15 protein-coding genes are annotated in these 11,919 nt (G+C 61.8%); 10 read left to right on the plus strand and 5 right to left on the minus strand.

Going from position 1 to position 11,919, the window contains the following annotated elements; all coding sequences use genetic code 11:
- Together EP837_RS05620 and EP837_RS05625 are read left to right on the plus strand one after the other, a co-directional pair.
- Positions 1-354: a cytochrome C oxidase subunit IV family protein gene (locus EP837_RS05620; protein ID WP_066528803.1), complete on the plus strand. Its 354-nt coding sequence runs from the start codon at positions 1-3 to the stop codon at positions 352-354.
- Between the two features lie 4 nt (positions 355-358).
- A complete protein-coding gene (locus EP837_RS05625; RefSeq protein WP_066525263.1) occupies positions 359-1,039 on the plus strand; it encodes a c-type cytochrome in 681 nt (226 codons plus the stop codon).
- A 64-nt stretch (positions 1,040-1,103) separates the two neighbouring features.
- On the opposite strand, the gene EP837_RS05630 is transcribed toward EP837_RS05625, so the two are convergent.
- The gene (locus EP837_RS05630) at positions 1,104-1,904 is read right to left on the minus strand and encodes a DUF2189 domain-containing protein (protein WP_066525265.1); all 801 of its coding nucleotides are present in this window, start codon (positions 1,902-1,904) and stop codon (positions 1,104-1,106) included.
- A 316-nt stretch (positions 1,905-2,220) separates the two neighbouring features.
- On the opposite strand from EP837_RS05630, the gene katG reads away from it, so the two are divergent.
- On the plus strand, positions 2,221-4,470 hold the full coding sequence (katG, locus tag EP837_RS05635; RefSeq protein WP_066525267.1) for a catalase/peroxidase HPI: 2,250 nt from the start codon (positions 2,221-2,223) through the stop codon (positions 4,468-4,470).
- Between the two features lie 53 nt (positions 4,471-4,523).
- Here the strand turns inward: katG and EP837_RS05640 are convergent, their stop codons facing one another.
- Together EP837_RS05640 and EP837_RS05645 are read right to left on the minus strand one after the other, a co-directional pair.
- Positions 4,524-5,138 carry a hypothetical protein gene (locus EP837_RS05640; RefSeq protein WP_197486315.1) on the minus strand — a complete coding sequence of 205 codons (615 nt, stop codon included), beginning with the start codon at positions 5,136-5,138 and terminating at the stop codon, positions 4,524-4,526.
- Between the two features lie 89 nt (positions 5,139-5,227).
- On the minus strand, positions 5,228-5,437 hold the full coding sequence (locus tag EP837_RS05645) for an MYXO-CTERM sorting domain-containing protein (RefSeq protein WP_156518400.1): 210 nt from the start codon (positions 5,435-5,437) through the stop codon (positions 5,228-5,230).
- Positions 5,438-5,552: 115 nt separating this feature from the next.
- On the opposite strand from EP837_RS05645, the gene EP837_RS05650 reads away from it, so the two are divergent.
- From EP837_RS05650 to EP837_RS05660, 3 genes are read left to right on the plus strand one after another with little or no spacing between them, the layout of a single operon-like run.
- The gene (locus EP837_RS05650; RefSeq protein WP_066525274.1) at positions 5,553-6,371 is read left to right on the plus strand and encodes an alpha/beta fold hydrolase; all 819 of its coding nucleotides are present in this window, start codon (positions 5,553-5,555) and stop codon (positions 6,369-6,371) included.
- The gene (locus tag EP837_RS05655) at positions 6,372-6,719 is read left to right on the plus strand and encodes a hypothetical protein (protein ID WP_225870580.1); all 348 of its coding nucleotides are present in this window, start codon (positions 6,372-6,374) and stop codon (positions 6,717-6,719) included.
- A complete protein-coding gene (locus tag EP837_RS05660) occupies positions 6,716-7,306 on the plus strand; it encodes an alpha-ketoglutarate-dependent dioxygenase AlkB (protein ID WP_066525277.1) in 591 nt (196 codons plus the stop codon). The genes EP837_RS05655 and EP837_RS05660 overlap by 4 nt, the downstream gene beginning before the upstream one ends.
- Positions 7,307-7,534: 228 nt before the next feature.
- Here EP837_RS05660 and EP837_RS05665 read toward each other — a convergent pair whose 3' ends face one another.
- Entirely contained in the window at positions 7,535-7,723 is a 189-nt protein-coding gene (locus EP837_RS05665; protein ID WP_066525278.1) for a hypothetical protein, read from the minus strand.
- Positions 7,724-7,831: 108 nt separating this feature from the next.
- Between EP837_RS05665 and xth the strand changes: the two genes are divergently transcribed.
- Both xth and EP837_RS05675 read left to right on the plus strand, forming a co-directional pair.
- On the plus strand, positions 7,832-8,620 hold the full coding sequence (gene xth, locus EP837_RS05670; RefSeq protein ID WP_066525279.1) for an exodeoxyribonuclease III: 789 nt from the start codon (positions 7,832-7,834) through the stop codon (positions 8,618-8,620).
- Positions 8,620-9,651 (plus strand): ATP-dependent DNA ligase, encoded by a 1,032-nt coding sequence (locus EP837_RS05675; protein ID WP_082919557.1) that lies wholly within the window; start codon positions 8,620-8,622, stop codon positions 9,649-9,651. The genes xth and EP837_RS05675 overlap by 1 nt, the downstream gene beginning before the upstream one ends.
- On the opposite strand, the gene EP837_RS05680 is transcribed toward EP837_RS05675, so the two are convergent.
- A complete protein-coding gene (locus EP837_RS05680; protein WP_066525280.1) occupies positions 9,633-10,520 on the minus strand; it encodes an oxygenase MpaB family protein in 888 nt (295 codons plus the stop codon). The two genes, EP837_RS05675 and EP837_RS05680, sit on opposite strands and share 19 nt — an antisense overlap.
- A 153-nt stretch (positions 10,521-10,673) precedes the next feature.
- Between EP837_RS05680 and EP837_RS05685 the strand changes: the two genes are divergently transcribed.
- Complete coding sequence (locus EP837_RS05685; protein WP_066525281.1) at positions 10,674-11,570, plus strand: iron-containing redox enzyme family protein; 897 nt, start codon at positions 10,674-10,676, stop codon at positions 11,568-11,570.
- Positions 11,570-11,881, plus strand: a complete 312-nt coding sequence (locus tag EP837_RS05690; RefSeq protein WP_082919652.1) for a response regulator transcription factor — start codon at positions 11,570-11,572, stop codon at positions 11,879-11,881. Before EP837_RS05685 ends, EP837_RS05690 begins: the two co-directional genes overlap by 1 nt.
- The last annotated feature ends 38 nt before the right edge of the window (positions 11,882-11,919 follow it).

Genomic DNA, 11,919 nt, shown 5'->3' on the forward strand with positions numbered 1-11,919 from the left:
ATGAAGCATGAGATGCCCAGCACCGAAACCTCCGTGGCCCATGAAGGGCAGCATCATCCGATCAGCCTGTACCTGAAGGTCTGGGCCTATCTGTTCGTGCTCAGCACGCTGTCTTATCTGGTCGACTACATGCATGTGCAGGGTATCGTCCGCTGGACGCTTATCATCCTGTTCATGCTGATGAAGGCCGGGCTGATCCTGTCCATCTTCATGCATCTTGCATGGGAAAGGCTGTCGCTGATCTACGCGATCCTGGTGCCGCCGCTGGTGCTGCTTGTGCTGGTACGGATCATGACGATCGAGGCCGATTATGCCTATTGGACCCGGGCGATCTTCATGGGCGGCGGAGGTTGAAGCCATGAGCAGGACGCGCTGGCTGATGACAGGTTTGTGCGTGGCAGGAGCAGCGGGCGCGCTCTGGAGCTTCAGCTGGTTCGCAGGCCAACTCTATCCGCACGCCACTGCCGGGGACCTCGCCTATAAGCCCGCCGACGATATGCCGCCGCGCGTGGACATGGCGTCGGTTCAACGCGATTGGCCCGCCAGCCTCGGCGATCCGGGCGATGGCAACAGGCTGATTGCCTATCATCGGGGGATGCGGGGTAAGGCGCCCATGCCTTCCGCATCGACCGGGCCGGTCGCCGCTGCACCGGCCGTTGATCTTGGCACGCTGCTGGTCGGTGCAGACGCCGCTGCGGGGAAGGCAAAGACGCAGCTTTGCGCCAGTTGCCACGACTTTACGCAGGGCGGCCCAAACCGCATCGGGCCCAATTTGTGGGGCGTTGTGGGCCGGCCGGTGGGGAGCCATGCAGGCTTTGCCTATTCCCCCGCGATGAAAGCGCATGGCGGCAGTTGGACCTATGACAAGTTGTTCGAATTTCTCGCCTCGCCGGGACGGGATGTGCCTGGGACCAAGATGAGCTTTGCCGGGCTGCGGCGGCCGGAGGACCGGGCCGCGCTGATCAAATATCTTGCAACCCTGGGGAATGGCGCTCCGTCCATGCCAAAGCCAAAGGCGTTAGCCAGCACCGCCCAATAACTCCCCTCGGGAGCCTGAGCTTGTCGAACGGGCTCGACAAGCTCAGGCCGAGCGGGTGTCTGTTTCAGCGAACCACCGCGCGCGTATAGAGATGCCAGGTCGCATATCCGAGTAACGGCAGTACGACGGCCAGACCCACCAGCCCCGGCAGCGCGCCCAGGATCAACAGGGCCACGACGATCAGTCCCCACGCCGCCACCGTCACCGGATTGTTCCAGGCGACCTTGACTGATGTCCGCAGCGCGATCCCCCAATTAACATTTTTGTCGATGATCATCGGGAAGGACACAACGCTGATCGCCAGCGCCACAATGGCGAAGCCAAGCCCCACCAAGTTGCCGATGATGATCATGCTCCAGCCTTCGGATGTGCCGAACACGGCATTGAGGAACGCGCCCACGGAAGACACCGCCTCGTGGCCCAGCGTGCCAACGGTTGAATTATAAATGAACCAGGCGGCGGCGATCCAGGCCAGGAACAACATGGCCGTGACGCTGGTCAGGTCCAGCAGCGAAGGCGCGGACGGGCCGCGGACCACATCCAGGAAATGCCGCCAGCGAGAATCCAGCCCTTGTTCGCGGCGTCGCGCCAATTCGTAAAAGCCGCTCGCCAGTGGCGGACTGAACAGGACGGAGCCTGCCAGGAGCGGGAAGAGCAACGGCAGGATCGATACCCGGCTGGCGATCAGAATGGCGAAAAGCACCACGAGCGGGTAGATGAAGCCGATGAAGACCAGGTCGCCGCGCTTGGCCTGGAAATCTTCCCAGCCTTGCCGAAGCGAGATGCGAAGGTCTTCAAAGCCGATCTTGCGAATTTCATATTCATCGCGGCGGGATGTCAGATCAGCTGGTTGCGTAATTGCCATGGTCGCTCTCCCTTGGAAGCCGCCATGACGACGCTTGAGCTTCCTAACCCTCAGTCGGGACTGGTGCCGGGAGCGGCCTTCTTGACCTACGCAGCGCATCGTCTCGGCATGAGAAACGCCTCATGGCCAACAGCTGCACGTTACACCAAAGGATAACGGAGCGGAACCAAAAAGCCGCAATGGATTCGGGCCTGGACCGCTCGTGCGCCAGACGCTTGTGATCGCTTTTATCGATCATGATGACCGATGTTAATCGCTTTCCTGCATCCGCGACGAAGCCTACGCTTCCAATCGCAATCTAAAGGAGAGCCATGTCATGGACGCAAAAACCGGGGGAAGCCCGCTCAGTTGCCCTGCCAAGGAAATAGCGGCGCTGCGGTCGCTGCTCGGCCGAACCAACCGCGACTGGTGGCCGAACCAATTATCTCTGGAGATCCTTCATCAAAATGGCGCTCACGCCAATCCGATGGGCGAGTCCTTCGATTATGCGAAAGAATTCCAGTCGCTCGATCTGGAAGCGGTCAAGCAGGACCTGCATGCGCTGATGACCGACAGCCAGCCCTGGTGGCCTGCGGACTATGGGCATTACGGTCCCTTCTTCATCCGCATGGCCTGGCACAGCGCTGGCACCTATCGCACCGGAGACGGTCGCGGCGGCGCTTCGTCAGGCGGGCAGCGCTTCGCGCCGCTCAACAGTTGGCCCGACAATGCCAATCTGGACAAGGCGCGCCGCCTGCTCTGGCCGGTCAAACAGAAATATGGCCGCAAGCTGAGCTGGGCGGATCTCATGATCCTGACCGGCAATGTCGCGATCGAATCCATGGGCGGTCCCGTGTTCGGCTTCGGCGGCGGACGTGAGGATGTTTGGGAACCCGAGAAGGACATTTATTGGGGCACCGAGGAACAGTGGGTCGGCAATCCCGACAACCAGACCCGCATCCAGCCTGACAAGGAAATGGCCCTTGAAGAGCCGCTCGCCGCGATCCAGATGGGGCTCATCTACGTTAATCCCGAAGGGCCGGGCGGCAATCCCGATCCGCTCCAGTCCGCCCGCGATATTCGCGAAACCTTCGCCCGCATGGGGATGAACGATGAAGAGACGCTGGCGCTAACCGCGGGCGGCCATACCTTCGGCAAGGCGCATGGCGCAGGCGACGCATCAAAGATCGGCGCGGAGCCGGAGGGCGCGGACATCGCTCAGCAGGGGTTGGGCTGGCACAGCGGACATGAGTCGGGCGTCGGCGATCACACGATCACCAGCGGCATCGAAGGCGCGTGGACGCCAACGCCCATCCAATGGGACATGAGCTTCTTTCACATGCTGCTCGACTATGAATATGAGCTGGTGAAGAGCCCGGCGGGGGCGCATCAATGGCAGCCGGTGAATCAGAAGCCGGAAGACCTCGCCCCCGGCGCGCACAGCCCGGATAAGCGCCTGCCGACGATGATGACGACGGCCGACATGGCGTTCCGCGAAGACCCGGAATATCGCAAGATCGCCGAACGCTTCCGCAACGACCCCGACGCCTTTGCCGATGCCTTCGCGCGCGCTTGGTTCAAATTGTGCCATCGCGACATGGGTCCCAAAACCCGCTATCTGGGTGCCGACGTGCCTTCCGAGGATCTGATCTGGCAGGACCCGATCCCTGTGGCTGACTATGCGCTGATCGATGAGACGGATGTAGAAGCGCTCAAGCAAAAGATTTCGGCGTCGGAACTGACGGTGACCGAACTGGTGCAAACGGCCTGGGCGTCGGCCTCCACCTTCCGCGGATCTGATAAGCGCGGCGGCGCAAATGGTGCGCGTATTCGCCTCGCCCCGCAGAAGGATTGGGACGTCAACCAACCTCGAGAACTTGCTCATGTGCTTGGCGTCCTGGAACGGATAAAGGCCGAGTTTGACGGCAGCGCGGCGGGTGGGAAGAAGGTCAGCATCGCCGACCTCATTGTGCTGGGCGGTTCGGTTGGCATCGAAAAGGCGGCGAAAGATGCGGGCCATGGCATCGTGGTGCCTTTTACCGCCGGCCGCACGGATGCGTCGCAGGAGCAGACAGATATGGAAGGCTTCGCCGTGCTGGAGCCCAAGGTCGATGGTTTCCGCAACTATCTGCCGGTCAGCTATCGCGTGCCGGTCGAAGAACTCTTGATCGACCGCGCCAGTCTGCTGCGCCTCAGCGCACCGCAGATGACCGTTCTGGTGGGAGGGTTGCGCGTACTCGGCGTCAACCATGGCGGATCGCGGCATGGCATGCTTACTGATCGGCCGGGCCAGCTGACCAACGACTTTTTCGTCAACCTGCTGGACATGGGCACCGCTTGGAAAGCGGGAAGCGACAAGGGCGATTTGTTCATCGGCACATGCCGCAGGACGGATCAGCAGAAATGGACGGCGACGCGGGTCGATTTGGTCTTCGGATCAAACTCGCAGCTGCGGGCGCTGTCTGAAGTCTATGCCGGTGCAGACGCAGGCCGGAAGTTTGTGGATGATTTCGTCGCGGCCTGGGTCAACGTGATGAACGCCGACCGCTTTGACCGCCGCCGCTCGAGCCTGACCGCCACGGCCTGAATATGATTGCCGCCGCGAAGACGAACTTCGCGGCGGCAGTGACAGTTCAACTCTTAGTGCAGGTCACGCCTGCCATAGTCAGTGTCACCAAAGCGGCTGGGCCGGGGAATGTGCGAAGCGCCATTGGGCTCGCCCGGTTCGTGCACCAGTTCCTCGAACAGCGCGCGATAATGGATCATCGCCTGGCGCAAATCCTCGGTGTCCGCTTCGCCGCGAGCATGGCGGATGGCGATATCATGTGCCGAGCGATAATTCTGCACAACTTCGGGATGATCGACAGACAGGTCGGCCGAGCGGCGGTCGAAATCGACGATCGGATAGCCGCGCGCTTCCATCACTTCAGTAAGCAGGACATCTGCACGAGACACCGCGCCTTGCGGATCATCGACAAACTGGTTCTGCACCTTCATCCAGCCATCGGTGAACATGTCCACCTGCTGCGGCGAGAGACGGCGGAGCGAAAAACTCGCCACGCGCTTTTCCCTTTCCTGCAGCTCGGCTTCCGCCTTGCGCGAACTGCCGACCTCTTCAACCGTCCGGGAATATTCGGGTCCGAACTTGGACCTCAGATTTGCGCGCTGCCGGTTGCGTACGACGAGAGCCACAATCCCGGCCAATAGGACAAGAACGACCAGTCCCAGGCCAATTTCCAGGGGAGTAAGCGTCACCATGACATCCTCCGTTGGCCTGTTTGAGGCCGCTGATGGCGCCCCACCGCACGTCTGTTCAACCCAGCTTGGCGGAGCTTGTTCCGCTCTCAGCGGCGGCGCAGAAACAGGAAGCTCAAGGCGATGACGGCAAGCCCAACCCCGATCGTCCAGCCCGTGGAATGCGTAGCCAAAGCCCGCGCCTGCCGCTCTTCGGGGGGGCTGACCGGAACGGAACGAGGCAGTGTTTGCTGCATTGGCGCGGGGTGTAGCGGGTAGGGCGACTGGCTGCCGGCGGGAACGTGGGGCTTATGGGTCATCTCTGTCTCCTCGGCCGTCCAACGCCGCGCATGCAACATGGCTCCCTGACTGTCCCGATGGAACGATGCGCCGCCTTGCCGGTTGCGGTCACTCAAAGAGGAAGGAGTGGCTCCTATGCATATCCAAACCCCCGAAGGTCATGCGATTCACGTAAAGGACATGGGATCCGGCCACCCCGTCATCCTCATTCATGGCTGGCCGTTATCCGGCGACATGTGGGAATATCAGACACTGGCGCTGTTGGAGGCAGGCTACCGCGTCATCACCTATGACCGGCGCGGGTTCGGCCAATCGGGTCATCCGGCGGGCGGCTATAATTATGATATTTTCGCGGACGACCTTGCGGCGGTGATCGAAAAGGTTGGCGCGCCCAAAGTCTCTCTGATCGGCTTCTCCATGGGGGGAGGCGAGATCGCCCGCTATCTGTCGCGCTATGGTTCGGCCAAGGTGGACCGAGTGGCGCTTGTTGCGTCGGTCGTCCCCTATATCCTCAAGGATAACAGCAATCCGGATGGCGTGGACGAATCCGTTCTGGACCAGATGCAAGCGCAGGTGCGGGAGGACCGCTTCGCCTTTCTTCAGACCTTCGCCAAGAGCTTCTATGGCATCGGCCTCGTTTCCAAGCCGGTCAGCAGCGCGCTGTTGGACTGGACCTTCGCGCTGGCGATCATGGCGAGCCCCAAGGCGACGATCGATTGCATCAGCGCGTTCGGTCGCACCGATTTCCGGCCGGACCTCGCCGCCTTCGACATCCCTACCCTGGTCATTCACGGGACCAGCGACAAGACGGTGCCGATCGATCCCACCGGCCGGGCAGCGGCGGCAGGCATAGCTGGCGCGGAGCTGATCGAGTATGAAGGTGAACCGCACGGCCTGTTCGCCACGGCGCCGGACCGGCTGAACGGTGATCTGCTGAGCTTCCTGGCGGAATAAGTGAAGCTCAGCCTCCGGACGACGGAACCCGAACGGGAGGCGAGCCCTTCTGTCATCATGCAGAAGATCAATCCGTTCGGGCTCGCCATCGAAAGTTGGCAATTGGGTGTGGAAGCTTGGACGGTGATCGGCATCCGAATACCCAAGCTTCTCGCCGGCAATCCAGCCGCTGCGCTGGAGGCTCAGCGGATGGTGGTCGAAAAAATCGAAGCCATAAGCGTCCTGCAATGGAAGGCGATGACCGGCACGCTAGGCGCGACGCCCGACGCGGCGATGCGCGCCTCCATCGCCCATTACCGCAAGGCGGTGGACAGCAATAGGCGGCGGCTGGGACGGCGAAGAAAATGAGGCAGCCAAGCCTCTTCGAAACGCCGGTTATCCCCGGCCTTTCCTACGAAGAGGAGTTCGTCGCCCCGGACGAAGAAGCGATACTGATCGCGCAGATGAACACCCTGCCCCTCTCGCCCTTCCGCTTTCAGGGATGGACGGGAAAGCGGCTGACCCTGTCGCTCGGATGGACCTATGATTTTGAAAATGGTCGCTTCGGGCCAAGCGACCCGATCCCCTCCTGGCTTGCGCCGATCAAGGCGCGCGCGGCCCGCTTCGCGGGACTTGCCGACGCCGATCTGGTCCAGGCGCTGCTGATCCGCTACGATCCAGGTGCGGGCATCGGGTGGCACCGGGATAGGCCGGTGTTCGACCATGTTGTCGGCATCTCCTTGGAAACGGCTGCGGCGCTGCGGTTTCGCAAGCGAACGGCCACGGGCTTCGACCGCCTTAGCATTCCCTTGGCGCCACGATCCGTCTATCATCTTTCAGGTGAAGCGCGTCATGACTGGGAACATAGCATTATGCCCCAGGACAGGGGCCGCTTGTCCATCACCTTCCGCTCACTTTCCGCCAAGGGGATAATGTTAGCCGCCGCCAAGCAGTGAGCTTGCGCGCAAAACCCCTTGTCCTGTCGGAATGGCGACCCATATCCCGGTCATCGTCAACAATGGAAAGGAGGTGGTCTGATGTCTCATTGTCACGTGCCGGTTACGGCAAAAACGAAGAGCCTGACCTCCGCCGCGGGGGTCCGCCTCTTCTGAGCGCGTCCAATCGGCTGACAATGGAAAGGCCGTCCGGAATTTTATCCGGGCGGCCTTTTGCTTGGTGCCTGTTCAGAATCCTTCCGTCCCCTTGTGATCGCCGAAACCCTGTGAACGCAGTTCCTCCTGATCCTTCTTAGCGCGTTCCTTAGCATCGGCGATTTGCTGCTTTTCCTTCTCCGTCGGCGTCGCAGGTTTGGGAGACGCCTGCTTTGCTAGGCTGGCCTCGTTCGCGGGCCGCTCCGTCCGATCATCTGCCATCATTTGCTCCGATGCTGTACCTCGAGCGACAGGAACGGGCCTGCGCGGATGGCGTTCCTGCGGCCGTCGAACCAATTGCGCTGCGGAACGTCTAGCTTTTCAAAAGCCATGAAGATCGCAACTTACAATGTTAATGGCGTCAATGGACGGCTCCCAGTACTGCTGCGATGGCTCGACCTCGCCGCGCCCGACATTGTTTGCCTGCAGGAATTGAAGGCTCCGCAGGAGAATTTCCCAGAGAAAGCGATCAAGGATGCCGGTTATCAGGCTGTCTGGCACGGGCAGAGTCGATGGAACGGCGTCGCTATATTGAGCCGCGTTGGAGACATTCACGAAACGCGCCGGGGCCTGCCGGGCGATCCCGAAGACGTCCAGAGCCGCTATATCGAGGCGGCGGTGAACGGCGTGCTGGTCGCCGGTCTCTACCTACCCAACGGCAATCCGCGTCCGGGACCCAAATTCGATTTCAAGCTGCGATGGTTCGAGCGACTGCGGCTTCACCTTGCCTCATTGATCGATCTGGATGCGCCGGTAATTGTCGCGGGCGATTATAATGTCATGCCCGCCGACCTTGACGTCTATGCGCCTGAGCGGTGGCGCGACGATGCGCTGTTCGCGCCGGAAGTTCGCGCCGCCTACCAAACGCTGCTGAACCAAGGGTGGAGCGATGCGATCCGGCAGTTGCATCCCGACGACATCATTTACAGCTTCTGGAAATATTGGCGTGGGGCCTTCGAGCGTAATGCGGGCCTGCGGATCGACCATCTGCTGCTGAACCCGGTAGCGGCGCGGATGCTGAAGGCAGCGGAAGTCGATACCGTCCCGCGCGGGTGGGAGCGGACGAGCGATCATGCGCCGGTCGTCATCACGCTTGATCAATCGGGTGAGGTCCGGTGATGACTTCCGGCGAGCCCATATCCCTGCCCTTGCCGATGGAGGCGCGGCTGGTTGCAGAACTGCCCTTGCCGCCAGGCTGGCAATATGAGCCCAAATGGGACGGCTTCCGTGCTGTGGTCGGGCGGAACGGCAAGAGCGCGGACATCCGCTCGAAGTCTGGCAAATCGCTGGCCCGCTTCTTTCCGGAGATCGTTGAGGCCCTGCTATCGACAAAAGAGCAGCGCTATATTCTGGACGGTGAGCTGATCCTGCCCCTGGGTGGAGCTCTATCCTTCGATGCGCTGCAACAGCGGCTCCACCCTGCCGAGAGCAGGATCCTGCGGCTGTCTCGCGAAACCCCGGCGCAGCTGATGCTTTTCGACTGCCTGATACTTGGCCATGAGGACCTGACGGGCGCGCCGCTACGCGAACGGCGGCCCGCTCTAGAGCGCTTTTATGAACAGGAAGGCACCGCGACTCTGCTCCTCTCGCCGGCCACAGAAAGGGAGAAAGTGGCCACGACCTGGCTGGAGCGGAGCGGCGGTGCGCTGGATGGGATCATCGCCAAGCAGATCGACCTGCCCTACCGCTCAGGCGAGCGAGCCATGATGAAGGTCAAAAATTATCGGAGCGCGGATTGTGTTGTCGGCGGCTTTCGCCGGACCGAAGACGGAAAAGGTGCGGCGTCATTGCTGCTGGGCCTTTATGATGAGGTTGGGGCGCTGAACCATGTCGGCTTCACGTCCAGCTTCAAGGCTGACGAGCGCCCTTTGCTGCTGCAACGACTGACGCCGTTTGTGGGAGCGCCGGGCTTTACGGGTAAGGCGCCGGGCGGACCCAGTCGATGGAATCGGGGCGAGGAAAGCGCATGGGAACCGCTCCGTCCGGAGCTGGTGGTGGAAGTCGTTTATGACCAGGTGACTGCCGGGCGGTTTCGCCATGGCACGCGTTTCTTGCGGTGGCGGCCCGACAAGGCCCCACGACAATGCACATGCGATCAACTACAGATGGAATTGCGCCCTGCCGAACTGGATCAGCTGCTGAAAGCCTGATCCAGGCGCCGTTGCGCCCGCTGCGCAGAGCCGCCGTCGAGCGCCCAGCGCAGGAAGGCCGCCATGGAGGCGAGCTGCGCGCGTGTCCGATGGCGACCGGGGCCGGAATGGAAGCCATGCATGCGGGCGGCCCAAGGCGGCAGAAGATCGATGGCGGCATCGATCGCAATCTTGCTGAAGGGCGAGCTCAATAGCCCGGCTTGGGGTTTCAGAAGGAAGGACGAAACCTCTTGCGTGCGAGCATCGGAGCGAAGCTGCGGCCGCATCGCAAAGAGATAATCCTGCACTTGAGCGGCGGTGCGCGGAACTTCGGTGGCGCCGAGCCGCTCAGCTAGGCGCGCCATCTCACCATAGTAGCGATCCTGTTCGCGGGTCGTCAGAAACGGCGCGCGATAGCGGCGGTAAGCTGACAGGAAAGAATAGACCTCTGCGACATGGACCCAGCGCAGCAGAGCCGGGTCGTTGGCCCGATAGTGCCTGCCGTCCGGCAACTGCCCCTCCACCCTGTCGTGAACATCACGGACGCGCGCGATCAGGCGTTCGGCTTCGGCGGTTCCGCCATAGGTCGTGCCCGCAATGAATTGCGCGGTGCGACGCAGGCGGCCGCTGCGGTCTTCGCGGAAACGGGAATGATCCCAGATACCTGCCAGCGCCGCCGGGTGCAGCATCTGCAGGAGGAGGGCGGCGATGCCGCCGATCATCATCGTGGTGAAGTCAGCATGTACGCGCCACGCCATCGATTGGGGACCGAACAGTCCCTGATCGCCGAGAGGGGAGTCGAGATTGATACGCTCACCGCCGGAGCCGAACAGCCTGGCGACGCTCTGCTGAACCGCTCGCTGGATCGAACGATGGGGAAGTGAAAGCATCGGTTCCTCCTGCTTTTAGGAACGCGCGACGCGAGGCTGCGATGCGTTTTCATGGATGAAACAGCAAATAGAATGATCTTGATTAGGCACTTTAGGGGGAACGCGAGGCGCTCCGCCGAATTGAACAGGGGTACAATCAGGAGAGAATTTTTCGTGGCTACACGTTTCGTCGCACCAAGTTGCGAGTCGCAGTTTCTTCAGCAATCCTTTCAGGAACGGCTCAGCCATTGGAACCGGCAGCGGCTTGCCCCGGCCTATCCCGACGATTGGGAGGAAAGGTTCCGGCAGGATGAGGTCATACTGCGGCTGGAGCATGGATTTATCGAGGAGTTGCGCGCGCAGATACGCGACCGGGCAGCGCAGGCTCCAACCGATCCTGATGGGTTCATTCATTGGTTCGAGGATCTGGAACAGTCAGGCCCCGGACAGCATGACCCTCTGTTCCCCTGGCTGGCCGAGCAGGCCGAGCGGGACGAGATACGCTGGTTCCTGACCCAGGAAGCCGCTGGCGAGGCCGGGTTTGACGACCTTGTCGCGATGACCCAGGTGAAGCTGCCGGATTCGCCCAAGCTCGAACTCGCCCGAAACTATTGGGACGAGATGGGGCGCGGCAATGAAAAGGGCATGCATGGCCCGATGCTGGCGCAGCTAGTCACCACGCTGGACCTGTCGCCGTCGATCGAAGCAACCGCCTGGGAAAGCCTGGCGCTGGCCAATGCGATGACCGCGATGGCGACGCAGCGATGCTATGCCTGGCACAGTGTCGGCGCGTTGGGCGTGATCGAACTGACGGCGCCCGGACGGTCGGCGCATACCGCACGCGCGCTGCGGCGGATCGGGCTCAGCCAATCGGAGAGGCGTTATTTCGATCTGCACGCGGTTCTGGACGTCAAGCATAGCCGCGACTGGAATGAGTTGGCGATCAAGCCTGCAGTGGCGGAAGACCCGCGCCGGGCGACCGCGATTGCCGAAGGCGCTCTGATCCGGCTGACTTGCGGAGATCGCTGCTTCAACCGCTATCGCAGTCATTTCGGGCTGGAGCGACGATGATGGCGGGCAATCATGGACGCATCCTGCTGGTGGAAGACGACCCGACGCTCGCCGGACCGATGGTCGATCTGCTGCTGGCGGAGGATTATGAGGTCGATGGTCCCTATGCGAGCGTCAGCGACGGCATGGCGGCGCTCGCCAGCCAGTTCCCCGATGGCGCGGTAGTGGACCTGCATCGTCCGAGCCAGGGCGCCAGCCTGCTGAAAGATGATCTGGAAGCCTATGCCATTCCGTTTTTGGACGGTGAGGAAAATGGCACCGGCGCGCTGGAACGGCGGCTGCTTCCCTGGCTGCGACACATGCACCATTAAGCCGCGAAGGCGGGGCCGCCTCTTGCCCCTCGCCCAAG

Origin of the sequence: Sphingobium sp. EP60837, from assembly GCF_001658005.1 — a bacterium.
Taxonomy (GTDB): Bacteria; Pseudomonadota; Alphaproteobacteria; order Sphingomonadales; family Sphingomonadaceae; genus Sphingobium; species Sphingobium tyrosinilyticum.